A 23,988-nucleotide genomic window follows, 5' to 3' on the forward strand; every position below is an offset into this window, starting at 1 on the left:
CTACCACATGCCGGCCGCGCCCCCGGGGCCGGCGCGGATAGCCTTGAACCATGAGCACCCAGCCACCGCAGATGCCCGTTGCAGTGCCTGCCCCGAGGCGAGCGGGCGTCCGCTACGGGCTCCTCGCGCTGGTGGTGGGCGGTGCCGCGGCCCTGCTGGCCGGGCTCGCCGTCGTCGTGCCGTTCCTGCTGCGGGCGACGGGCAGCTCCGGATTCCTCGTCGGCTTCCTGCTCTCCCTGTTCCCGCTCGCCATCGTGCTCCTCGCCGTCCACGTGGTCGACCGCTGGGAACCGGAGCCGCGCAGGCTCCTCGCGTTCGCCCTCACCTGGGGCGCAGTCATGTCCGTCGCGGCGACAACCCTGATCCAGCCGCTCTTCCTCGCAGCGTTCGGTCCCCGCGCCGCGACGCAGGCCCAGGCACTCGAGTTCCTCGCGACGGTGGAGGCTCCCGTGGTGGAGGAGACCTCGAAGGGGCTGGGCCTTCTCATCCTCATGCTCGCCGCGCGCAAGCACGTGGACGGCCCCGTGGACGGCATCGTCTATGGGATGACGATCGCCGCGGGCTTCGCGTTCACCGAGAACATCCTGTACTTCGGGCGCATGTTCTCGGAGACCTCGGGATCGGCCGCGTCGCTCGCGGTGATCTTCACCATGCGCGGCCTCCTCTCCCCATTCGCCCACGCGATGTTCACGGGGACGCTCGGCCTCATCATGGGGCTGGCCGCCCGGCGGTGGAGCCCCGGGCTCGTGGTTGGCGCGTTCGTGATGGGCCTCATCCCCGCCATGCTCCTGCACAACATCTGGAACAGCGCGGGCGCGGACTTCTTCTTCCTCTACGTGCTCGTCCAGATCCCGCTGTTCGGGGCCGCCATCCTCGTCGTCTACGTGCTGCGGCGCTCCGAGGCGCGCCTCACACGCGCGAGGCTCACCGAGTACGCCCGGGCCGGGTGGTTCACACCGCTCGAGGTGGACATGCTCGCGACCCCGCGGGGCCGCGCGGCGGGCCTGCGGTGGGCCGCATCGACGGGTCGACGCAACGAGATGCGGACCTTCATCCGCACCGCGACGGACCTCGCGGCCGTCCGCCAACGGGTCCTCAGCGGTCGAGACGTGCGCGGCTACGCCGCCGCGCAGCGGGAACTGCTCGAGCGGATCGGGCGCGAGAGGTCCGCGGTGCTCGGCATTCCCCACGGAACACCGCAGCTCTGATGCGCGAGGGGGTACCGCAGTTGGCGGGACCCCCTCGCGAGTCGTCTCAGGCTGCGGACGGCATCAGGCCAGCAGCGTCGGCTTGAGCTCCTGGAGCCGGCCGAGGAGGCCGTTGACGAACGCGGGCGACTCGTCCGTGGACATGGTCCGCGCGAGCGATACGGCCTCGCTCACGGCGACACCGTCCGGGACGTCGTCGTTGAACAGCAGCTCCCACGCGCCGATCCGCAGGATGATGCGGTCGACGGCGGGCATCCGCTCGAGCGTCCAGCCCTGGGCGTACGTGCGCAGGATCTCGTCGATCTGGGCCTGCTTGGCCGTGACGCCGTCCACCACCTGAACGGTATAAGGATTGATGATCTGCTCGGTCCGGACGCGGCGCCCCTGAATGGCTTCCGTGGGCGAGACCGAGCGCTGCTCCGCCTCGAAGAGGATCTCTAGCGCCCGTGCACGGGCCTTACCGCGGGCGCTCACTAGTCGTTGACACGTCCCAGGTAGCTGCCGTCACGGGTGTCGACCTTGACCTTGGTGCCGGTCTCGAGGAAGAGCGGGACCTGGATCTCGTAGCCCGTCTCGATGGTCGCGGGCTTGGTACCGGCCGAGGAGCGGTCGCCCTGGAGGCCCGGCTCGGTGTAGGTGATCTCCATGACGACGCTCGGCGGGAGCTCGACGTACAGCGGGCTGCCGTCGTGCAGCGCGATGAGCACCGTCTGGTTCTCGAGCATGAAGTTGGCCGCGGCGCCCACCGTCTCGTTCGCCACGGTGATCTGGTCATACGTGTCCGTGTCCATGAACACGAAGTCGGTGCCGTCCTTGTAGAGGTACTGGAAGTCCCGCCGGTCCACGGTGGCCGTATCGATCTTCGTCCCGGCGTTGAACGTCCGGTCCACGACCTTGCCCGAGAGGACGTTGCGCAGCTTGGTGCGAACGAAAGCGCCGCCCTTGCCCGGCTTGACGTGCTGGAACTCGATCACGTTCCAGAGTTGACCGTCCAGATTCAGCACGGTGCCGTTCTTGATGTCGTTGGTGGTTGCCACGAAAGCGCCTCTCGTCTCTTCTGCTCAGAAATCCGCAGACCATTCTAACCGGAGCGGAAGAGATCCACCGTCACACCTCGTCGCTGAGGAGCTCCCGCGCACGGCCCAACGCGACGGTCGAGGAGTAGATGAGGCTCGCATCGGCCGATTCGGCGACTCGCAGGTCGAGTGCCTGCGAGAAGGCCTTGACCGCCGCGGCGTAATTGCCGCGGGTGAACTGGATCTTGCCGAGGTAGTGGAGCACCTTCGCCTCGTTCCGGGTCCCCTTCGCCTCGGCAAGCAGCTGCTGGGCCCGCTCGACGGCACGGTCGTACCGGTTTCCAGCACGCAGCACGTCGAGCTCGAGGACCTTGAGGTCGAACGACTCGGGGTCCTCATAGCGGGCCTCCATGAGGACCTCGGCTGCCGTGCTGACGCGCCCGCGGGCCAGCTCGACGAGCGCCCGATCACCGGGGTTCCCGCTCGCCGCGAGGGCCTGCTCGCACCGCTCCTCGTCGACCACCTCGGTGGTCAGCGTCTCCGGGTTGATCGCGACGCCGGGGAACCCGGATTGGGGCCATTCTCGACGGTCCGCGATCATGCGGCGGCCCCCTGCGAGATCTCCTGGTAGGCGGCGAAGAGCAGGGAGGTGTCCGGGACCTCGAGGATGCCGGGCTTTGCCACGTCGTCGAGCACTACGAAGCGCAGGAGGTCGCCCCGCGACTTCTTGTCCCGGCGCATGCCGTCGAGCAGGGCCTGCCAGCGGTCTCCCCGGTAGGACGTGGGCAGCCCGAGGGACTCGAGGATGCTGCGGTGGCGGTCGGCGACCACGTCGTTGAGCCGTCCCACGCTCCGCGCGAGCTCGGCAGCGAACATCATGCCCACGCTCACCGCCGCGCCGTGGCGCCACGAATAGCGCTCCGAGAGCTCGATCGCATGCCCGAGGGTGTGGCCGTAGTTGAGGATCTCCCGGAGGCCGGCCTCCTTGAGGTCCGCGGAGACCACGCGCGCCTTGACGGAGATCGAGCGCTCGATGAGCTCCCGCACCACCGGCGAGGTGGGATCCGCGACCGCCTCCGGGTCCTTCTCGATGAGGTCAAGGATCGCCGGATCGGCGATGAAGCCGCACTTGACGACCTCCGCCATTCCCGAGAGCAGCTCGTTGCGGGGCAGCGTCGCCAGCGCATCGAGGTCCGCGAGCACGGCTGCCGGCGCGTGGAACACACCCACGAGGTTCTTGCCCTCGGCGGTGTTGATTCCGGTCTTGCCCCCCACGGCGGCGTCCACCATCCCGAGCAGGCTCGTGGGCAGGTGGACCACGCGGACTCCGCGCAGCCACGTCGCCGCGACGAACCCGGCGACGTCGCTCACCGCGCCGCCGCCCACGGACACGATCGCGTCGGAGCGGGTGAAGTCGTTCTGGCCCAGGACCTGCCAGCAGAATGCGGCGACCTGGATGTGCTTGCCCTCTTCGGCGTCCGGGATCTCGGCCGTGAGCGCGGTGAAGCCCTCGGCCTCGAGGGACTCACGCACCGTGTCGCCCGTGGCACGCAGGGCGCGCGGATGGATGACGAGGACGCGCCGGACTCGCTCGCCGAGCACCGGCCCGAGGCAGTCCAGAAGGCCGTGGCCCACCACGACGTCGTAGTTCTCGTTCGGGGTGCTTCCTGTGACCTTGATGACAGCAGCGTCGCTGCTCATGCAATGACTCCCTCGTCGATGCGGCGCTTCCCGGCCGCGATCTCGCTCGCAATGTGTGTGGCCACCTCGGCCGCGGTGCTGTGGCCCGTGTCCACGCTCAGGCTCGCGAGCGATTCGAACACCGGCCGGCGCCGGTCCATGAGTGCCTTCCAGCTGTTCTCCGCGTCGCCGTGGAGCAGCGGGCGGTCGGCGCTCCCCACGAGCCGGGGCGCGACGTCGTCCCAATCGGCCCGCAGGTAAACGCGGTGAGTCCCGGCGAGGCGTGCCCTCGTGTCCTCGCGCAGCACCGAGCCCCCGCCGAGCGCGAGCACGAGACCGCGCGGGTGGGGGCCGCCGAGGACCGCCGCGATCACCTCTGCCTCGGCCCGCCGGAAGGCTTCTTCTCCCCGGGTGGCGAAGATCTCAGGGATTGGGCCGTGGGCGGCCACCACGAGCGCGTCGGTGTCGAGGAACTCGGCACCGAGGATCGCGGCGAGGGCCGCGCCCACCGAGCTCTTGCCGGAAGCCATCGGGCCGAACAGGACGATCGGCCGGTCGAGCGGACGCACCGACGCGCTCATCCGGCCACCGAGTCGGCCACCGAGTCGAGCTCGGCCGGGATCGCGGCGAGGAAGCCTTCGATGTTGCGCCGGGTCTCGGCGACAGAGTCGCCCCCGAACTTCTCGAGGACGGCCTGGGCGAGCACGAGGGCCACCATCGCCTCGGCCACGACACCCGAGGCGGGCACGGCGCAGACGTCCGAGCGCTGGTGGTGCGCCTTGGCGGGCTCGCCGGTGGCGACGTCGATGGTCCGAAGGGCACGGGGAACGGTCGCGATGGGCTTCATCGCCGCCCGCACGCGCAGCACGTCGCCGATGCTCATGCCGCCCTCGATGCCGCCGGCGCGGTTGGTCGACCTGACGATCTTGCCGCTCGCGTCCCGCACGATCTCGTCGTGGGCGGCGGAGCCGCGGCGCGCCGCCGTGCGGAATCCGTCCCCCACCTCGACGCCCTTGATGGCCTGGATCCCCATGAGCGCGCCAGCGAGGCGTGCGTCGAGCCTCCGGTCCCAGTGGACGTAGCTGCCCAGTCCGGGCGGGAGCCCGTAGGCGAGCACTTCGACCACTCCGCCGAGGGTCTCTCCCTCCTTGTGGGCGGCGTCGACCTCCGCCACCATCGCCGCGGACGTCGCGGCGTGGAAGCAGCGCAGCGGGTCGGCGTCGAGCGCCGCGACGTCGGACGGGAGGGGAACCGGGGCATCCTCCGGGACCGCGACCGCGGCGATCTGCGTCGTGTGGCTCACGAGCCCGATGCCGAGCTCCTTGAGGAAGGCCGCCGCCACGGTCCCGAGGGCCACACGTGTGGCCGTCTCCCGTGCTGAGGCACGCTCGAGGACGGGGCGGGCCTCGTCGAATCCGTACTTCTGCATGCCTGTGAAGTCCGCGTGGCCTGGGCGGGGGCGCGTGAGCGGGGCGTTGCGGGCCTGGCCCTCGAGCGCCTCGGGCGCCACCGGATCGGCGGCCATGATCTGCTCCCACTTGGGCCACTCGGTGTTGGCGACCTCGATGGCCACAGGGCCGCCCTGGGTCCGGCCGTGCCGGACGCCGCCGAGGATCGTGACCTTGTCCTCCTCGAACTTCATCCGGGCGCCGCGGCCGTACCCGAGGCGGCGACGGGCCAGGGCCTGCCGGATGTCCTCGCTCGTGAGCGCCACGCCCGCGGGGAGCCCTTCGAGGATGCCAACGAGTGCCGGGCCGTGCGATTCACCGGCAGTCAACCAACGCAACATGACATCCATCCTGCCACGCTGCCGCGTCAGGCCGCGCGCCGGGGTACGCCCACTGAGTCACACATCACATCTATGACTTCCCGGGAGCGTGCGTCCTCGCGGCCCGTGAACAGGACGATCTGCTCGACCGCCTGGTAGACCAGCATCTCGAGCCCGTGGAGCACGAGGCCGCCACGGGCCTCCCAGGCCGCGGAGAGCCTGCTGGGCCAGGGATCGTAGGCGACGTCGAGCAGGACGTGCCGCGCGCCGTCGTCCGCGGGTGCGAGCCGCGCGAGCTCGTCGGCAATGCCGTCGGCGGCCAGCGGCGGCAGCGTGCTCACGACGGCGTCTGCCGCGCTCAGGCGGGCGGCGCCGCCCGAGAGGGGCGAGACGCTGACCGAGAGGCCGAGCCGGTGCGCGAGGGAGGCGGCCTCCCCGAGCGGGACGCGTTGCGGACGAGGAATTCGATCCGCTGCGCGCCCAGCTGGTGCAGGGCGGCCACGGCCGCGAGGGCGGTGTTGCCCGCGCCGATCACCACGGGGTCGGCGACCCGGGCCAGGCCCGCATGGCGGAAGGCCTCGGTGATGCCCGCCACGTCGGTGTTGTAGCCGATCAGTACGGGCCCATCGGGGCCGGCGTCGACCACGACCGTGTTGAGCACGCCCAGCTCGGCCGCGAGCCCCTCCACCCGATCGACGAGTGGCACGAACGCGGCCTTGAGCGGCATCGTCACGGACAGGCCGCGCCACCCAGGCTCGGACCGCACGCGGGCGGCAAACGCCGGGAGCTGCTCCGCTGTCAGGTCGAAGGCACCATAGTCGAGGTCGATGCCCAGGAGACCGTACGCGGCACGGTGCAGGGCCGGGGACTTCGAGTGGCCAATGGGGTGGCCCAGGACGGCGGCGCGCAGTGCCGTCACCGGTACCCGCCCTTCATCGGCCCTTCTCCGTCATTGGCACTTCCCCGCATTCGCCTGGCACCACTGCTCGTACTGCTGGGCATAGACCTGGTGCTCGGCGTACGTCTTGGAGAACTTCGTCTCCCCCGTGTCGAGGTTCACCGTGACCCAGTACAGGTAGTCGTTCGGGGTCGGCTTGGCGGCCGCGTCGATGGCCGAGGCCCCGGGTGAGCCGATCGGGCCGGCGGGCAGGCCCGGGTTCGCGTACGTGTTGTACGGGTTGCTCTTGTCCGCCTTCTCATCTTCCGTGATGTGGTAGCTCTTCTTGCCGAGCCCGTAGGTCACGGTCGCGTCCGACTGGATGTACCCGTTCGTCTCGGTGTTCGGCTTGAGGCGGTTGTAGATCGCGCCGGCCACGTTGCCGTAGTCCGCGCGCCCGCCCTCGGCCTGGACGATGCTGGCGACGGTGAGGACGTCGTACTGCTTCGACGGGTCGGTGATCCCGTCCGCCTTGAGCTTGTCGAGCGTCGTGGTGACGAGCTTGGTGAGGATGTCCTTCGCCGATGTCCCGACGGGGAAGCGGTACTCGCCCGGTGCCAGGTAGCCCTCGAGGTTCTTCGCCTTCGCGGGCAGGCCGAAGTCGGTCGGCTTGGCGCTGAGGGCGTCGAGATCCTTGCGGTCCACCGAGGCGGCCTTGGCGATCGCGTCGAGGGACTCACCCACGCGCATGCCGGCGCTCAGGGCGAAGTAGATGACTTTGTCGTTCGACGTGCCGACCAGGACTTGGGCAGCGTCGGAGGACTTCATCTCCTTCTTGAACGTGTAGTCTCCGGGGTGGAGGCTCCCGCCCGCGGCCGCGAAGGCCTTGAGGAACGTCCCCGCGTCGGCGATGACGTCCTGCTTCTCGAGCGTGCTGGCCACCGCGGCGGCCCCCGAGCCGGGCTGCACGGTCACGGTCACCGAACCCGCGCCGGGGCCCGGGAAGTCCGTGACCTTGTCGATGCCGAGGATCGGCTTGAGGAACTGCACACCGATCAGCGCCGCGCCCACGAACAGTGCGAGCGCGAGGGTCAGGCCGATGGTCACGCGGAGCCGGCGCGACCTGCGCGGCTTGGCGGCGACGGGCTCCCCGAAGACGGCGTGCGCGTCGTCGAACGAGTGCGGATGGTGGCCGAGGTCCGCCTCGTGTGCGTGGTCCACGGGCGCCGCGAACGCGTTGTCGTGGTGGAGGAACGCGTTGTCGTGGTGGAGGTCCGTGTGATGCTGCAGGCCGTCGTGGAACTCGAACGCGTCGTCATAGTCTGCCGGGGCGTCGTCGAACCCCCAGTGGTGGGTGGGCTCGTGGACGGGCTCCGCGTGCGCGGGCGGTGTGTGCGCGGGGGCCGCGACAGCGCTGTGGGCGAATGCCTGCGCCGCGGCGGGGAACACGTTGCGCCGGATCGGCGCCTCCTCGGACACCGTGGGGACGGTCGGTAGGTAGGCGGTCGCAGGAGTGGCTTCCGCGAGTGCCGAATCGCCCGTCGCGGCGGACGACGGCGCATGCGGGCTCTGCGGATCGGCCACCGGTGCGGGGGCCGCCACGTCGAGGGAGGCCCGCGCGGCCGGAACCGGGGAGGGCAGGACCGACGGCGCACCGGAGTCGGGCACCGTGATCGGGGAGGGCGGTGCATACACCGCGGCGTACGAGGAGGCGGTCGGCCCCGAGGAGGGCGGGTACGAGCCCCAGCCCATCGCGGCCGACGTCGGCGTCAGCGGTCCCGCGGAATACGCTGCCGGCTGGAGCGGCTCGGCGGTGCGTGCGCGCCGTCGTCCGTGCGGGGTGGCGTGCGCGGAGCCGTCGTCGGGACGCTGCACGGTCGGACGGTCCGGCTGGACATTCGCCGGTGCCGCCGCGGTGGGCGCCGCGGGTGGGGCGCTGGGCCTGTCCGGCGGGGTGCTCGCGGGGGCCGAGGTCTCGGCCGCAGGCGCAGTCGTGGAGCGAGGGAACGCCGAGTCCGGGGCCGAAGAGGCGCGGCGCTGCGGCGTGAGCAGCCTCTGGGCGGCCTCCTGCTGGGCGCGCTCGCGCTCGCGCAGCTCGCGGCGCGTCAAGGGCCGGTCAGGCACGGCCGGGGTCGTGGGGTCCTGGGGGTCCATCGTCGCTTAGCCTCTCACATCCGAGTCGTCGCTACGGATTTCCCCACTCCGCACCTTGGGGGCCTCCACCAGGGCCCCCGCCTCTCCACGGCCGCGGATCAGGTCCAGCGCATGCGCGAGGATTCCGACGGCCGCCATTTGGTCCACCACTCTACGATGCTCGCGCGAGTCCATGCCAGCTTCGCGGAGGTTCCGGTGTGCCTCGACGGTCGTGAACCGCTCGTCCACGAGGCGGACCGGGCACTCGAGCCCCGCGGCGGCGAGCTCGGCGGCGAGCCGTTCGGCGAAGCCCCTCGCCATCGCGGCCGACTCGGCCTCGCGGCCCGCGAGAGTCCGCGGAAGCCCGACGTACGCCTCGACGGCGTTCCGGGCCGCGGCCTCCTTGACGAGAACCTTGATGTCGCTGTTGCGCTTGGGGTCACGGCTCAGGGTCTTCAGGGGGGTCGGCAGGATGCCGTCGGCGTCGCAGACCGCGACACCGACACGCACCGAGCCGACGTCCACACCGAGCCTCACGCCCCGGGGGAAGGGATGACCTTGCAGATCGTTGGAAGTCATAGGCGGCTCCCTCTCAGCGCTGCGCGACAGCGGTCGCGATCGCCCCCAGGGCTTCCACGATCTTGGCCGGATCGGTGCCGCCGCCCTGGGCGACGTCATCCTTGCCGCCTCCGCCGCCGCCGAGGATCCCGGCCGCGGTGCGCACGAGCGCACCGGCCTTGACCCCGGCCTCGCGGGCCGCAGCGTTGGTGGCCACGAGGACCGCTGGGCGGCCCTTCGCGACGCCGGCGACAGCGACGGTCGCCGCAGGCGCGTCGGTGCCGTCCCCGAGCCGTCCCCGCAGGTCGAGGGCGAGCGCGCGGAGCTCGTCCGCCGAACCCAGCTCCCCGGCGTCGTGCGTGATGAGGCGCACGCCGGCTACATCCTTCGCTGTTCCCACGAGCGCTGCGGCGGACGCGGCGAGCTTCTCCTTGCGGAGCCGCTCGAGCTCCTTCTCGGCCGCCTTGAGCTTCTCGAGGGTGCCGGCGATGCGCTCCGTGAGCTGCGCCGAAGGCACCTTGAACATCTCGCTCAGCTCGGACACGAGGGCACGCTCGGCGGCCTGGTGGCGGAACGCGTCGAGCCCCACATAGGCCTCGACGCGACGATTGCCCGATCCGACCGACTGCTCGCCGAGGAGGGTCAGAGAGCCGATGAGCGCCGTCGAGTCCACGTGCGTCCCACCGCAGAGCTCCATCGACCAGGGGCCGTTGATCTCGACGACCCGCACGCGGGAGCCGTAGTTCTCGCCGAAGAGGGCCATCGCGCCGGCGGCCTTGGCCTCGGCGAGCGGCATCTCGGCGGTGTTGACCGTGAAGTTGTCGCGGATCGCGAGGTTCGCGACCTCCTCGATCTCGCTCTTCGCGGCGCCGGAGAGCTGCTCCCCCCACGCGAAGTCGAAGCGGAGGTAGCCGGCCTTGTTGAACGAGCCGCGCTGGACGGCCTCCGGGCCGAGGATCTGGCGCAGCGCCGCGTGCACGAGGTGAGTCGCGCTGTGGGCCTGCTCGCCGCCGTGGCGGCGCTCGCGGTCCACAGCGGTGCGCACCACGGCCTCCGCGTTCAGCTCGCCCTCGCGGACGATCGCCTTGTGGACGGAGAGGCCCTTGATCGGGCGCTGGACATCGAGCACCTCGACGAGGAACCCGTCCCCGGAGATGAGGCCACGGTCGGCCGCCTGGCCGCCTGCTTCGGCGTAGAACGGGGTCTCCTCGAGGACGATCTCGATCTCCTCGCCGGTCACGGCGCGGTCCACGCGGGAGCCGGCGGAGACGAGGCCGCGGATGCGGGACTCGCCCTCAAGCTCGGTGTAGCCCGTGAAGACCGTGTCTCCCGAGGCGTGGAGCTCCTGGAAGAGCGTGAGGTCGGCGTGCCCGGACTTCTTCGCCTTCGCGTCCTTGCGGGCGCGCTGGCGCTGGTCCTCCATGAGGGCCCGGAACCCGGCCTCGTCGACCGAGACGCCAGCCTCCTCGGCCATCTCGAGGGTCAGGTCGATCGGGAAGCCGTACGTATCGTGCAGGGTGAAGGCCTCCTCGCCCGAGAGGGGCTGCCCCTCGGCCTTGGAGTGGGTGACGGCCTCGTCCAGGCGCGCCGTGCCTGCCGCGATCGTGCGCAGGAACGCCTTCTCCTCGCCGTAGGCGATGCGGGCGATCCGGTCGAAGTCCTTCTCGACCTGCGGGAAGACGCCCTTCATGGCGTCGCGCGAGACCGGCAGGAGCTCGGGGAGCACGGGCTTCTCGACCCCGAGCAGGCGCATGGCGCGCACGGCACGGCGGATGAGGCGGCGCAGCACGTACCCGCGGCCCTCGTTCGAGGGGGTCACGCCATCGGTGATGAGCATGAGCGCGCTGCGGACGTGATCGGCGACGACGCGCATCCGGACGTCGTCAGTGTGGTGCGGGTCGTCGGAGGACTCGGCGGACGTGTACTCGCGGCCCGAGAGCTCGGCGGCCTTGTCGATGACCGGACGGACCTGATCCGTCTCGTACATGTTCTCGACGCCCTGGAGGATCATCGCGAGGCGCTCCATGCCGAGGCCCGTGTCGATGTTCTTCTTCGGGAGCTCGCCGACGATGTCGAAGTCGACCTTCGAGCGCACGTTCTCGATCTGGTACTGCATGAACACGAGGTTCCAGATCTCGATGTAGCGGGTGTCGTCCACCGCCGGGCCGCCCTCGGGTCCGTACGCCGGGCCGCGGTCGTAGTAGATCTCCGAGCAGGGGCCCGCGGGGCCGGGCTGGCCCGTGGACCAGTAGTTGTCGCTCTTGCCCATGCGCTGGATGCGCTCGGCCGGGATCGAGGTGTGCGCGAGCCAGAGGTTGGCGGCGTCGTCGTCATCCTCGTAGACGGTGACCCACAGCTTCTCGGCGGGCAGGCCATAGCCGCCATCGTCGACACCCATGGTGAGCAGCTCGAACGCGAACTTGATCGCGTCTTCCTTGAAGTAGTCCCCGAAGGAGAAGTTGCCGCACATCTGGAAGAAGGTCCCGTGGCGGGCAGTCTTGCCCACCTCCTCGATGTCCGCAGTGCGGATGCACTTCTGAACGCTCGTGGCGCGCGGGAAGGGCGGCTCCTCGCGGGCCGTGAGGTACGGGATGAACGGCACCATGCCGGCGATCGTGAAGAGGATCGACGGATCCGGGGAGACGAGCGACGCCGAGGGCACAGCCGTGTGCCCCTTGCTGACGAAGTAGTCGATCCAGCGTCGGGTGATCTCGTGCGACTTCATGTGCGTGTGCTTCAACCTTCTTGTGTGTGCGGGCTCCATCAATTCTAGGCGCCGGCGCTAATCGGTGAGACCAAGCCCCTTGCGCAGCTCGGCCTCGCGCTCGGACATGCCCTCGCGGACCTGACCGGCGAAGTCCGCCACGCTGTCGGCGAGCGAGGCGACGGCCCGGTTGATCCCGCCCGGCGAGGCGAGCGAACGTGCCCTGGCGATCTTCTGGTAGGCCACGACGCCGACTGCGACGCCCACGCCGAGCCACACGATGCGCTTCACTTCGTCAGGGTTTCCCTTCTGGTGGTGTCCAGCCGTGCTGAGGTCAGCGGCTGCGGCGGCCGGAGCTGCGCGGTGCCTTCTGGTGCTGTGCGAAGGCGGAGCGGACGCCGTAGGAGAACGCGGCGACCTTCACGAGCGGAGAGCCGACGGTGGCCGCGACGAGGGACGAGAGCGCGGAGACGTTCGCCGTCGTGTCCGAGACATTGGAGGCGATGCCGTCCACCTTCTTGAGCTGCTCGTGCGTGGTCGAGACGGTCATCGTCACCTCGTCCAGGAGCGGGGTGGCCCCGTCCGCGAGCGTACGGATCGAGCCGCGCAGCTCGTCAAGGACTTTGCCGAGCTTCAGAATCGGCACGGCCAGCAGCGCCACCAGGACTGCGAAGACGCCCGCCGCGATGAGCCCTGCAATGTCCCCTCCGGACACGGTTCCTCCTCCCGGGCACACGGCGTGCCCGCGCGCCCTCTGGCTACCTTACACACGCGAGGAGCCCGCGGCGCACGCCGCGGGCTCCTCGATGCCTGTCCTCTCGCCGATGGGCGCGGGGATCAGCGGGCGTAGTACTCGACGACGAGCTGCTCTTCGCAGGTCACGGGGACCTCGGAGCGCTTCGGGCGGCGCACGAGGCGGGCCTGGAGCGACTCGATCTTCACATCGAGGTAGCCGGGAACGGTCGGGAGGACGTCGCGGTGCGCGCCGGCGGCGGCGACCTGGAACGGCGTCATGGTCTCGGAGCGCTCGTGGACGCCGATGAGCTGGCCCTCGGCGACGCGGAACGACGGGCGGTCCACGCGCTTGCCGTCGACCGTGATGTGGCGGTGCACGACGAGCTGGCGGGCCTGGGCGATCGTGCGGGCGAAGCCGGCACGGAGCACGAGGGCGTCGAGACGCATCTCGAGGAGCTCGATGAGGTTCTCACCAGTGAGGCCCTTGGTGCGCTTGGCCTCCTCGAAGGCGCGGGTCATCTGCGCCTCGCGGATGCCGTACTGGGCGCGGAGACGCTGCTTCTCGCGGAGGCGGACCGCGTAGTCCGAGTCCTGCTTCTTGCGGGCACGGCCGTGCTCACCGGGGCCGTACGGACGGCGCTCCATGTACTTGGCGGCCTTGGGGGTCAGCGCGAGGCCGAGAGCGCGCGAGAGGCGCGTCTGACGGCGGGCACGAGTGCTAGACACGTGTGTCCTTTCATACTGCCGCGGCGTGTGGATTCCTGGCCTCCGGAGGTGGAGAGCATTGGCCCGCGACTGCCTTCTGCTACCGAGGGCGCGGCTCTTCCCCGGGGGGAAGGAGCGATTGCGCCCGGACGTGCCAGACGGTCATCCAGCCTATCACGTGCCGCGGATGATCCCGCGCAGCCGTTCAACCCTCGACTGGAGCTCGCGCTCCGCGCCGTTGGCCGTCGGCGTGTAGTAGTCCTTGCCGACGAGGTCGTCGGGCGGGTACTGCTGGCGCGCCACTGCGTGGGGCGCGTCGTGCGAGTACTGGTAGCCCTTGCCGTGGCCGAGGCGCTGCGCACCCGCATAGTGCGCGTCGCGCAGGTGGCCGGGAATGCCGGTCCCGAGCCCCGCACGGACGTCCGCGATGGCCGCGTTGATGCCGTTGTACGCGGCATTGGACTTCGGTGCGGTCGCGAGGTGCACAACCGCCTCCGCGAGGACGATCCGGCCCTCCGGCATGCCGATGAGCTGGACGGCCTGGGCTGCGGCCACGGCGGTCTGCAGCGCCGTCGGGTCGGCCATGCCGATGTCCTCGGCGGCGGAGATGATGATCCGCCGCGCGATGAACCGGGGGTCCTCCCCCGCCTCGACCATGCGCGCCAGGTAGTGCAGGGCCGCGTCCACGTCGGAGCCCCGGATCGACTTGATGAACGCGCTCACCACGTCGTAGTGCATGTCCCCTGCGCGGTCGTACCGCACCGCATGCGCGTCGACGGCCTTCTCGGTGTGGGCCACCTCGACGGTCACGGGGCCGCCGTCGTCCCCTCCCCCGCCGTCACTCTGCCCGAGCGCGACGGCGGCAGCCGCTTCGAGCGCCGTCAGGGCGCGCCGGGCGTCTCCGCCGGCCAGCCGCACGAGGTGCTCCGCGGCGTCGTCCGCGAGCACGACGGCGCCGCCGAGCCCGCGCGGGTCCGTCACCGCGCGCTCGAGGAGGCCCCGGATGTCCGCGTCCGTGAGCGGCCGGAGGGTGAGCAGGAGCGAGCGCGAGAGCAGCGGCGAGACCACGCTGAACGAGGGGTTCTCCGTGGTCGCAGCGACGAGCACGACCCAGCGGTTCTCGACCCCGGGCAGGAGCGCATCCTGCTGCGCCTTCGTGAAGCGGTGGATCTCGTCAAGGAACAGGACCGTCGTGGTGCGGTGGAGGTCGCGGGCCGTGAGGGCCTCGTCCATAACGCGGCGGACGTCCTTCACGCCTGCGGTGATGGCCGAGAGCTCGACGAACTTCCGCCCCGGGCCGCGGGCGATCACGTGCGCGAGGGTCGTCTTCCCTGTGCCGGGCGGCCCCCACAGGATGACGGAGCTAGGCCCTGTCACCGAGGCAGTGCCCCGCGGCAGCGCCGGCCGCGAGCGGCGGCAGGGGGGAGCCCTCCCCCAGCAGGTGCTGCTGGCCGACGACGTCGTCGAGGCTCCTTGGGCGCATGCGGACCGCGAGGGGGCTCCGTTGGGCGTCTCGGGCGGCCTTCGCGGCACGCTCGCCCATCCCGGACGACGGCGCGGACTCGCCATCGTCGTCGAACTCGCCGCTGCCCCCGCCCAGGGAACCGAACAGATCTTCCATCGCCTCTACGCTACCCCGGCCACGCCGGGCCTTCGTCCGCGGCCGCAGCGGCGACGGCGGAGGGCCGGCTCGCGCGGGAGCCGGCCCTCCGCCGTCGTGGCTGAGATCCGGGCGAGGCTACGCCCCGACTACCTTCTCTGGATGTTCTGGCTTTTCTGGCTTGTCTGCCTTCTCTGTCTTCTTCGGCTCGGGCTTCGCGTCGACGCCGGCCTCCTTGCGCTGCTCCGGCGTGATCGGCGCGGGCGCGGCCGTGAGCGGGTCGTATCCGCCGCCGGTCTTCGGGAACGCGATGACCTCGCGGATCGAGTCCACGCCGGCGAGCAGGGCCACGACCCGGTCCCAGCCGAACGCGATGCCGCCGTGCGGCGGCGCGCCGTACTTGAAGCCCTCGAGCAGGAACCCGAACTTCTCCAGAGCCTCGGCCTCGCCGATGCCCATGACCTTGAACACGCGCTCCTGGATCTCGCGGCGGTGGATACGGATCGAGCCGCCGCCGATCTCGTTGCCGTTGCACACGATGTCGTAGGCGTAGGCAAGGGCCTCGCCGGGCTCGGTGTCGAACGTGTCCATGAACTCGGGCTTGGGCGACGTGAATGCGTGGTGGACGGCAGTCCAGGCGGAGTAGCCGAGCGCCACATCGCCGGACGCCTTCGCGTCCGCCGACGGCTCGAACAGGGGCGCATCCACGACCCACACAAACGCCCAGTCGTTGGGGTCGATGAGGCCGGTGCGGTGGCCGATCTCCACTCGGGCAGCGCCGAGGAGCGCCCGCGAGGCGCCCTTCTCGCCGGCGGCGAAGAAGATGCAGTCACCGGGCTTGGCCCCGACGGCGTCCGCGAGGCCCGCGCGCTCGGCGTCGGTGAGGTTCTTCGCCACGGGGCCGGAGAGCTCGCCGTCCTCCTTGTACAGGACGTACGCAAGGCCCTTCGCCCCGCGCTGCTTGGCCCACTCCTGCCACGCGTCGAGCGTGCGGCGGGGCTGGGACGCGCCGCCGGGCATGACGACGGCGCCGATGTAGCCCGCGGCGTAGCCGGCCTTGAAGACGCCGAACGTCGTGTCCTTGAAGTACTCGGTGAGGTCCGTGAGCTCGAGGCCGAAGCGCAGGTCGGGCTTGTCCGAGCCGTACTTCGCCATCGCCTCGGCGTACGTCATGCGGCGGATCGGGGTCGGGATCTCGACGTCGATGAGTTGCCAGAGCGCGGAGACGATGCGCTCGCCGAGCGCGATGATGTCGTCCTGCTCGACGAAGCTCGCCTCGATGTCCAGCTGGGTGAACTCGGGCTGGCGGTCGGCGCGGAAGTCCTCGTCGCGGTAGCAGCGCGCGATCTGGAAGTACTTCTCGATCCCGCCCACCTGGAGGAGCTGCTTGAACAGCTGTGGGGACTGCGGGAGCGCGTACCAGGAGCCGGGCGCGAGGCGCGCAGGCACAAGGAAGTCGCGGGCGCCCTCGGGCGTGGAACGGGTCAGCGTCGGGGTCTCGACCTCAGTGAAGTCCTCGCCGTGGAGCAGCTCGCGCGCCACGCGGTTCGCCTCGGAGCGCAGGCGCATGGCGCGCGCCGGGCCGGGGCGGCGGAGGTCGAGGTAGCGGTGCCGCAGGCGCGCCTCCTCGCCGACTTCGACGTGCTCGTCGACCTGGAACGGCAGCGGGTCCGCCGTGTTCAGGACAACGACCTTCTCCGCGATGACCTCGATCTCGCCCGTGGCGAGCTGCGGGTTCTCGTTGCCGTCCGGGCGGCGCTCGACCGTGCCGACGACCTGGAGCACGTACTCGTTGCGCAGTCCGTGGAAGACCTCCTCCTCGCGGACCACGACCTGCGACACTCCCGTCGCGTCGCGCAGGTCCACGAAGGCCACCCCGCCGTGGTCTCGGCGGCGGGCCACCCAGCCCGCGAGCGTGACAGTCTGTCCGATGTGCTCGGGACGCAGGGTCCCGAGGCCGTGTGTGCGCAGCACAGCTCTTCCTTCAGTTGTATCGTCAGTGGTTCGGATCGAGTTTACCCGCGACGGCGCCTGCGCCGGCCCGCGCCTATCCGGCGGCGGGCGCTGGGAGCACCTGCGGGACGAGGTCTTCGGCCGGGGGCATCCACGTTGCCGGATCCGCGGCGACCTGCTCGCCGGAGCGGATGTCCTTGACCTCGTGGGTGCCGTCCGCGTGGGAGAACCAGACGAACGGGATGCCCCGGCGGTCCGCGTACTTGATCTGCTTGCCGAACTTCTCGGCCTTGGCCGCGACCTCCGCCGGGATGCCCCGGCCCCGGAGCTGGGCGGCGACGCCCTGTGCGGCGGCCCACGAATCGTCGTCCACGAGCGTCACGTAGACAGCGCTGGGGACCGAACGGCTTGCCGTCGCGAGCTGCTGGCTCAGAATCCGGGACACGAGACGGGTCACGCCGATCGAGAGGCCCACGCCGGGGAACTTGCGGTTCCCCTTCGTCGCGAGGGCGTCGTAGCGGCCGCCCGAGCAGATCGAGCCGAGCTGCTCATGGCCCACCAGCACTGTCTCGTAGACCGTGCCCGTGTAGTAGTCGAGCCCGCGGGCAATAGAGAGGGCGGCCACGACCTTGCCGGGCGCGGCGGCGGAGGCTGCGGCGATGACCTGTTCGAGCTCGGTGAGGCCCTCTTCGAGGAGGTCATCCTTGACGCCGAGCGCCCGGACCTGCGCCACGAACGAGGTGTCCTCGGTCTGGATCGAAGCGAGCTCGAGTGCGGCCTTGGCCTGCTCAGGCGTGGCGCCGAGCTCCTCCTGGAGGAGCTCGGCTACCTTCTCGGGCCCGACCTTCTCGAGCTTGTCGATGCTCCGCAGGACACCGGCCGTGTCGGTGAGCCCGATGCCTCGGTAGAAGCCCTCCGCGAGCTTGCGGTTGTTGATACGGAGCCGGAACGGCGGGATCGGGAGCGCGGACAGCGCCTCCGCGATGACCAGCGCGAGCTCGACGTCGTAGCGGAAGGGCAGCTCGCCGTCGCCCACCACGTCGATGTCCGCCTGGGTGAACTCTCGCGCGCGCCCCTCCTGCGGGCGCTCACCCCGCCACACCTTCTGGATCTGGTAGCGGCGGAACGGGAAGGCGAGGTAGCCGGCGTTCTCCACGACATAGCGGGCGAACGGCACCGTCAGGTCGAAGTGCAGCGCGAGGGCGTTGGCGTCGTCGCGGCTGGCCGAGTCCTCGTCATCCTGGAGGCGGGAGAGGCCGTACACCTCCTTGTCGATCTCGCCCTTGCGCAGGAGCTGGCCCACGGTCTCGACGGCGCGGGTCTCGATGGAGGCGAAGCCGTGCAGCTCGAACGTACGCCGGAGCGTGTCGAGCACGTGGAGCTCCACGAGCCTCTCCTGCGGAAGCCACTCGGGGAATCCGGACAGCGAGGCGGTACGTGCCATGGGGGACAAACTCCTTGTGCGTAGACTGACTGCTGCACAAGTTTATGCGCCTGATCAGGCACCCGTCGGATGCGCGAGCGTAGGAGGACTCCCAAGGTGGTCAAGCGGAACGCGCGGGAGGAGCGCCGCCGGGTCCAGCTCATGGAGGCGAAGGCCGAGCTGCGCAAGGGCAAGGAGAAGCGGCGCCGCCGCGACAACACGATCGCCGCGGCCGCGTGCGCACTGGCGGTGATCGTGGCGGCGGTCCTCCAGGGGACGGTCTTCGCCTCGAACCCTACCGCCGCCGAGTACGCCGCCGCGCAGGCCGGCCTCGAGGCGCCCAGCGCGACGCCGAGCGCGAGCCCCGCGCAGACCAACGGGCCCGACATCCCCAAGCCCGAGACGGCAGCCGGCAAGACGTTCACCGGGCAACTCGTGCTGAACGGGAAGCCCGTCGGGGTCGAGCTCGACGGGACGAAGGCACCGCAGGCGGCGGCAGTCTTCGCCTCCCTGGCACAGGCGGGAACGCTGAACGGGCGGCAATGCGGCCGTCTCACGAACAGCGCCGGCTTCGCGCTCCTCCAGTGCGGGCAGAAGGCGGACGGAAGCTCGGACACGGCCTACACGTGGGGTCCCCTCGAGAACACGCCCGCGGACGGCACCTACCCGGCAGGGACGATCGCGGTCGCCCGCACGGCCAACAACGCCTACGGGAACGGCCAGGAGTTCTTCATCGTGTACAAGGACACGACGATCCCCGCGGACAGCGCGGGCGGCTACACGGTCGTGGGCAAGGTCACGTCCGGCCTCGACGTGGTTGACGGCATCGCCGCTGCGGGGGTGAAGACAGGAAACGACGGGGCTCCCGTGACGCCAGTCACGATAGACTCGTTCACGGTGAAATGACGTGGGCTGCCCCATCAGGCAGCTCCCTCTGAAAGACAAACCACAAGCGAAAGAGTTCTAGCGGTGACCGAAAGTCAGAAATCCGACGACACCGCGGCCCCGGCGGCCGCACCAGTTCCCTCCCCCGCCGCCTTCGCGGCCAAGCCCAGGCCTGCCGCTCCGGCACCGGCCGCTCCTCCCCTGCAGCCGGTGGCGCCGAGCGCTCCCGTGCCCGCGGTGTCGCTCACAGAGGCCGCGAAGTGGGGCCGCGTCGAGGGCGACGGCCATGTGTTCCTCACCATCGACGGCGAGGAGCATCCCGTGGGCCAGTACCCCGGCGTCTCCGCCGACGAGGCGCTCGCCTACTTCGCGCGCAAGTTCGAGGACGTCCTCGCCCAGATCTCGCTGCTCGAGCAGCGCGTGAGCTCCCACGCAGCGGTCGCGGACGTCCGCAAGGCGGCCGGCCACCTCCGCTCGCAGCTCGCCGAGCGGACCATGGTAGGAGACCTGCGCTCCGCCGAGGCCCGTCTCGATGCGCTCGAGGGCTCGCTCGCCGAAGCGGAGGCCGCGGAGAAGGCCCAGCACGACGCCGCGCGCGCCCAGGAGCTCGAGCGACGCGAGGCGATCGTGGCCGAGGCGGAGCAGATCAGCGGCCAGGACCCGGAGCGGACGCAGTGGAAGTCGAGCGGCGCCCGGATGAACGAGCTGTTCGAGGACTGGAAGGCCTCCCAGAAGTCTGGCCTGCGGCTCGGCCGTGCGGCCGAGGACGCGCTCTGGAAGAGGTTCCGTGCCGCCCGCACCCAGTTCGACCGCCACCGCCGCGCGTACTTCTCGCAGCTCGACAGCGTCAACGCGCAGGCCAAGGCCGTCAAGGAGAATCTCATCGCGGAGGCCGAGACGCTCCAGACCTCGACTGAGTGGGGCTGGGCGGCCGGCGAGTACCGGCGGCTCATGGACGAGTGGAAGGCGGCCCCCCGCGCGAGCCGGAAGGACGACGACGCCCTGTGGGTCCGCTTCCGTGCCGCGCAGAACGTCTTCTTCGAGGCGCGCCAGGCCGCCAACGACGCCGTGGACCGCGAGTACTCGGCCAACCTCAAGGTCAAGGAGACTCTCCTGGCCGAGGCGCAGCAGATCCTCCCGGTGAGGGACTTGGCCTCTGCGAAGAAGGCGCTCCAGTCCATCCGCGACCGCTGGGAGGAGGCCGGCCGCGTCCCGCGCGCCGACATGGGCCGTATCGAGTCCGGCCTGCGCAAGGTCGAGGACGCCGTGGCGCAGGCCGAGCACGAGAACTGGCGGCGAACGGATCCTGAGACGAAGGCCCGGACGGACTCGGCGCTCACCCAGCTCGAGTCCTCGATTGCCGGCCTCGAGGACGACCTGGCGGCGGCACAGGCGAAGGGCGACAGCCGCGCGGCGTCGAAGGCGCAGGAAGCCCTCGATGCACGCCGTGCGTGGCTCGAGACGCTCCAGAAGGCGGCGGGCGAGCTCGGCTGACCCTTTCCTGCTGCACCCCGGGGGCCCGATCCGCAGAAGCGCAGACCGGGCCCCCGGTGTCTCTGGGTGCCCGGGCCCACTTATCCACAGGCCGCGCTGTCCACAGGACGCCGCGTCGCGCTCCGCGGGATGATGGCGCTATGCCCGGCACTGAACACCGTTTCCCACGTCCGACCCTTGAGACGCCTGTGCTCACCGCGGGCAGTCCGTTCACCGCGGTCGAGCTCCAGGCTATGGAGTCCGACGGCATCCTGCACCGCCTGGTGGGACGCGCGTACGTCCCTGGCGGCGCGCGACCGACGCCGGAGCTGCGGGCGCGCGCCCTCTCCGCGACGCTGACGCCTCGCGTGCGCCAGCGCACGGTGGCCGGACGCATGACCGCGGCATGGATCCTGGGCTGCGCGCCGGCGCCCGAGATGCCCGTGATGCTCGTCGAGAGCACCCGGAGGATGGCGAGGCTCGGGACCGGGGAGAGGCTGCTGGTCCATGAGGTGAGCTTCGGGGCCTTCGACGTCTTCGATATCGCGGACCTGCGCGTCACGAGCGGCCTCCGCACGGCGATCGACCTCGCCCTGCACTCGGAGGAACGGGCCGCCCTCCCCGTGCTGCGCCGCATGCTCGCCCACCCTGCCCTCGGACTCACGGTCGGCCTCATGGAACGCGGTCTCGACGCGCTGCCCACGCAGCCTCACAAGCAGCGAGCCCGCCGGATCCTCGCGAAGCTCGACCGGTGAGCGGCTCAGGTGCGGCGGCGGTTCCCGGTAGTGCGGTAGACGTCGAAGACGCCGTCAATCCGGCGCACGGCGCTGAGCACGTGGCTGAGGTACTTCGGATCCCCCATCTCGAATGCGAAACGGGAGACGGCGAGCCGATCGGTCGAGGTGTGCACGTGGGCCGAGAGAATGTTCACGTGGTTCTCCGAGAGCACCCGGGTGACGTCGGAGAGGAGGCTCTTGCGGTCGAGGGCCTCCACCTGGATCTCCACGAGGAACACGCTGGACTGCGTCGGCGCCCACTCGACGTCGACCATGCGGTCCGGCTCGGAACGCAGCGTCGCGATGTTCGTACAGTCCGTCCGGTGCACCGACACGCCCGAGCCACGGGTCACGAACCCGACGATCGGGTCCGGCGGCACGGGAGTGCAGCACCGGGCGAGCTTGACCCAGACGTCCCCGACGCCCTTCACGATCACCCCAGAGTTCGAGTACCGCGGCGGCACGCTGCCCTTCGTGGGGGCTATGGTCTCTGCGATGTCCTCCGCGGCTCCCGCGGCCCCGCCGAGGCTGTCGACGAGCTTCTCGACGACCGACTGCGCCGAGGCGTGACCGTCCCCGATGCCCGCGTAGAGTCCGGCGATGTCCGTGTAGCGGAACTCCTGTGCCACCGCGAGCAGGGCATCGTGGCTCAGGAGCCGCTGCAGGGGAAGGTTCTGCTTGCGCATGGCCCGCGTCAAGAGATCCTTGCCCTTGTCGATGGCCTCCTCGCGACGCTCCTTGGAGAACCACTGCCGGATCTTGTTGCGGGCGCGGGCGCTCTTGACGAAGTGCTGCCAGTCCTGGCTCGGCCCGGCCCCCTCGGCCTTGGACGTGAAGATCTCGACCCAGTCGCCGTGGTTCAGCTCGCTGTTGAGCGGCACGAGCTTGCCGTTGACCCGCGCGCCGATGGTCCGGTGGCCGACTTCGGTGTGCACCGCGTACGCGAAGTCGACCGGGGTCGATCCGGCGGGAAGCGCCATGACCTCGCCCTTGGGCGTGAACACGAAGACTTCCTTCGCGTTGATCTCGAAGCGGAGCGAGTCGAGGAACTCCCCCGGGTCGGACGTCTCCTGCTGCCAGTCCACGAGCGAGCGGAGCCAGCCCATCTCGGACGCCTTGCCACTGGGGCTGTGGCTCTGGGCTCCCGGCTGGTCCTTGTACTTCCAGTGCGCCGCGACGCCGTACTCGGCGCGTCGGTGCATGTCATGCGTGCGGATCTGGATCTCGACAGGCTTGCCGCCGGGGCCGATCACGGTCGTGTGGAGCGACTGGTACATGTTGAACTTGGGCATCGCGATGTAGTCCTTGAAACGCCCCGGCAGGGGGTTCCAGCGTGCATGCAGCGTGCCCAGTACTGCATAGCAGTCACGGACGGTGTCGACGAGGACCCGCACGCCCATGAGGTCGTTGATGTCGTCGAATTCCTTCTGGCGGACGATCATCTTCTGATAGATCGAGTAGTAGTGCTTGGGGCGCCCGGTGATCTCCGCCTTGATCTTGGCGGCACGCAGGTCGTCGGCGATCTGCGTCCGGATGACCGAGAGCTGCTTCTCCCTCTCGGGGGTCCGCGCCCCCACCATGCGCACGATCTCCTCGTACACCTTGGGGTAGAGGGCCGCGAAGGAGAGGTCCTCGAGCTCCCACTTGATGGTGTTCATGCCGAGCCTGTGGGCCAGCGGCGCAAAGATCTCGAGCGTCTCGCGCGCCTTCCGCGCGGACGACTCCGGGGAAACGAACCGCCAGGTGCGGGCGTTGTGCAGCCGATCAGCGAGCTTGATGACGAGCACGCGGATGTCCTTGGCCATGGCCACGACCATTTTGCGGACCGTCTCGGACTGCGCCGCCTCGCCGAACTGGACCTTGTCGAGCTTCGTGACCCCGTCGACCAGCATCGCGACCTCGGGGCCGAAGTCCTTGCGGAGCTGGTCCAGCGTGTAGGACGTGTCCTCGACCGTGTCGTGCAGCAGCGCCGCGGCCAGCGTAGTCCCAGTCATGCCGAGCTCGGCGAGGATCGTGGCCACTGCAACGGGGTGGGTGATGTACGGGTCGCCGCTCTTGCGCTTCTGGCCCTGATGGCTGCGCTCCGCGACCTCGTATGCACGTTGGATGAGCTCGAAGTCCTCGCGGGGGTTGTTGGCCCGCACCGTGCGAAGGAGTGGCTCCAGGATCGGCGAGTGGGCGCTCGGACCGCGCCCCGTGAGCCGGGCAAGCCGGGCGAAGGACCAGTCCCTGCGCCCGAGCGTGGGCCTCTCGAGGAGACTGTCTCCGCCCACCAGCCCACTGCCGCCCGGGGCGCCGTTCACGGCTGGGGCGGCTGGGGGCGGGGCCGCGGCGGGGCGGCGCTCCGGAGCGGGCGACGTCGTCCTCCCGGTGCCGCTCTCTGCGGCACCGGGAGTACCGGACTGGGCCGGGGACGATGCCGGACGCTCGACCACTGAGGGCACCTCCACTCCTTGACGGAATTCCCAGACCACGTTCGGTCTGTACGGGATTC

21 protein-coding genes and 1 pseudogene are annotated in these 23,988 nt (G+C 70.4%); 4 read left to right on the plus strand and 18 right to left on the minus strand.

Annotated elements, in window-relative coordinates; genetic code table 11:
• Nucleotides 1–50 precede the first annotated feature (50 nt).
• Nucleotides 51–1,208, plus strand: a complete 1,158-nt coding sequence (locus tag SCMU_RS10790) for a PrsW family intramembrane metalloprotease (protein WP_229229172.1) — start codon at nt 51–53, stop codon at nt 1,206–1,208.
• A 63-nt stretch (nt 1,209–1,271) separates the two neighbouring features.
• Here the strand turns inward: SCMU_RS10790 and nusB are convergent, their stop codons facing one another.
• From nusB to hisS, 17 genes and pseudogenes are all read right to left on the minus strand, one after another.
• Nucleotides 1,272–1,682 carry a transcription antitermination factor NusB gene (gene nusB / locus SCMU_RS10795; protein WP_229229173.1) on the minus strand — a complete coding sequence of 137 codons (411 nt, stop codon included), beginning with the start codon at nt 1,680–1,682 and terminating at the stop codon, nt 1,272–1,274.
• The gene (gene efp / locus SCMU_RS10800) at nt 1,682–2,245 is read right to left on the minus strand and encodes an elongation factor P (RefSeq protein ID WP_229229174.1); all 564 of its coding nucleotides are present in this window, start codon (nt 2,243–2,245) and stop codon (nt 1,682–1,684) included. Before efp ends, nusB begins: the two co-directional genes overlap by 1 nt.
• Before the next feature lie 70 nt (nt 2,246–2,315).
• Nucleotides 2,316–2,825 (minus strand): tetratricopeptide repeat protein, encoded by a 510-nt coding sequence (locus SCMU_RS10805; protein ID WP_229229175.1) that lies wholly within the window; start codon nt 2,823–2,825, stop codon nt 2,316–2,318.
• Nucleotides 2,822–3,925 (minus strand): 3-dehydroquinate synthase, encoded by a 1,104-nt coding sequence (gene aroB / locus SCMU_RS10810; RefSeq protein ID WP_229229176.1) that lies wholly within the window; start codon nt 3,923–3,925, stop codon nt 2,822–2,824. Before aroB ends, SCMU_RS10805 begins: the two co-directional genes overlap by 4 nt.
• A complete protein-coding gene (locus SCMU_RS10815; protein ID WP_229229177.1) occupies nt 3,922–4,485 on the minus strand; it encodes a shikimate kinase in 564 nt (187 codons plus the stop codon). Before SCMU_RS10815 ends, aroB begins: the two co-directional genes overlap by 4 nt.
• A complete protein-coding gene (gene aroC, locus SCMU_RS10820) occupies nt 4,482–5,693 on the minus strand; it encodes a chorismate synthase (protein ID WP_229229178.1) in 1,212 nt (403 codons plus the stop codon). The genes SCMU_RS10815 and aroC overlap by 4 nt, the downstream gene beginning before the upstream one ends.
• A gap of 26 nt (nt 5,694–5,719) precedes the next feature.
• Nucleotides 5,720–6,013, minus strand: a complete 294-nt coding sequence (locus SCMU_RS10825) for a Rossmann-fold NAD(P)-binding domain-containing protein (protein WP_229229179.1) — start codon at nt 6,011–6,013, stop codon at nt 5,720–5,722.
• A 17-nt stretch (nt 6,014–6,030) separates the two neighbouring features.
• Entirely contained in the window at nt 6,031–6,591 is a 561-nt protein-coding gene (locus tag SCMU_RS10830) for a shikimate dehydrogenase family protein (protein WP_229229180.1), read from the minus strand.
• Nucleotides 6,592–6,621: 30 nt separating this feature from the next.
• Complete coding sequence (gene mltG / locus SCMU_RS10835; RefSeq protein WP_229229181.1) at nt 6,622–8,703, minus strand: endolytic transglycosylase MltG; 2,082 nt, start codon at nt 8,701–8,703, stop codon at nt 6,622–6,624.
• A 6-nt stretch (nt 8,704–8,709) separates the two neighbouring features.
• Nucleotides 8,710–9,261 (minus strand): Holliday junction resolvase RuvX, encoded by a 552-nt coding sequence (gene ruvX / locus SCMU_RS10840; protein ID WP_229229182.1) that lies wholly within the window; start codon nt 9,259–9,261, stop codon nt 8,710–8,712.
• Between the two features lie 13 nt (nt 9,262–9,274).
• Entirely contained in the window at nt 9,275–11,965 is a 2,691-nt protein-coding gene (gene alaS / locus SCMU_RS10845; RefSeq protein WP_229229183.1) for an alanine--tRNA ligase, read from the minus strand.
• 57 nt (nt 11,966–12,022) lie between these two features.
• Nucleotides 12,023–12,235: a hypothetical protein gene (locus SCMU_RS10850; protein ID WP_229229184.1), complete on the minus strand. Its 213-nt coding sequence runs from the start codon at nt 12,233–12,235 to the stop codon at nt 12,023–12,025.
• Between the two features lie 43 nt (nt 12,236–12,278).
• Nucleotides 12,279–12,659, minus strand: a complete 381-nt coding sequence (locus SCMU_RS10855; protein WP_229229185.1) for a DUF948 domain-containing protein — start codon at nt 12,657–12,659, stop codon at nt 12,279–12,281.
• Nucleotides 12,660–12,781: 122 nt separating this feature from the next.
• Nucleotides 12,782–13,405, minus strand: a complete 624-nt coding sequence (rpsD, locus tag SCMU_RS10860) for a 30S ribosomal protein S4 (protein ID WP_229229186.1) — start codon at nt 13,403–13,405, stop codon at nt 12,782–12,784.
• A 153-nt stretch (nt 13,406–13,558) separates the two neighbouring features.
• Nucleotides 13,559–15,005 (minus strand): annotated as a pseudogene (locus SCMU_RS10865) (replication-associated recombination protein A).
• 117 nt (nt 15,006–15,122) lie between these two features.
• A complete protein-coding gene (aspS, locus tag SCMU_RS10870; protein WP_229229187.1) occupies nt 15,123–16,958 on the minus strand; it encodes an aspartate--tRNA ligase in 1,836 nt (611 codons plus the stop codon).
• Between the two features lie 73 nt (nt 16,959–17,031).
• The gene (gene hisS / locus SCMU_RS10875) at nt 17,032–18,381 is read right to left on the minus strand and encodes a histidine--tRNA ligase (protein WP_229229188.1); all 1,350 of its coding nucleotides are present in this window, start codon (nt 18,379–18,381) and stop codon (nt 17,032–17,034) included.
• A 141-nt stretch (nt 18,382–18,522) separates the two neighbouring features.
• On the opposite strand from hisS, the gene SCMU_RS10880 reads away from it, so the two are divergent.
• From SCMU_RS10880 to SCMU_RS10890, 3 genes are all read left to right on the plus strand, one after another.
• Nucleotides 18,523–19,266 (plus strand): peptidylprolyl isomerase, encoded by a 744-nt coding sequence (locus tag SCMU_RS10880; protein ID WP_443020304.1) that lies wholly within the window; start codon nt 18,523–18,525, stop codon nt 19,264–19,266.
• Nucleotides 19,267–19,272: 6 nt separating this feature from the next.
• Entirely contained in the window at nt 19,273–20,739 is a 1,467-nt protein-coding gene (locus SCMU_RS10885) for a DUF349 domain-containing protein (RefSeq protein WP_443020305.1), read from the plus strand.
• A 140-nt stretch (nt 20,740–20,879) separates the two neighbouring features.
• The gene (locus tag SCMU_RS10890; RefSeq protein WP_229229191.1) at nt 20,880–21,473 is read left to right on the plus strand and encodes a hypothetical protein; all 594 of its coding nucleotides are present in this window, start codon (nt 20,880–20,882) and stop codon (nt 21,471–21,473) included.
• Between the two features lie 5 nt (nt 21,474–21,478).
• On the opposite strand, the gene SCMU_RS10895 is transcribed toward SCMU_RS10890, so the two are convergent.
• Complete coding sequence (locus SCMU_RS10895; RefSeq protein WP_443020306.1) at nt 21,479–23,797, minus strand: RelA/SpoT family protein; 2,319 nt, start codon at nt 23,795–23,797, stop codon at nt 21,479–21,481.
• Nucleotides 23,798–23,988 lie beyond the last annotated feature (191 nt).

The sequence above is a fragment of the Sinomonas cyclohexanicum genome, assembly GCF_020886775.1.
In the GTDB taxonomy this organism is placed as follows: domain Bacteria; phylum Actinomycetota; class Actinomycetes; order Actinomycetales; family Micrococcaceae; genus Sinomonas; species Sinomonas cyclohexanicum.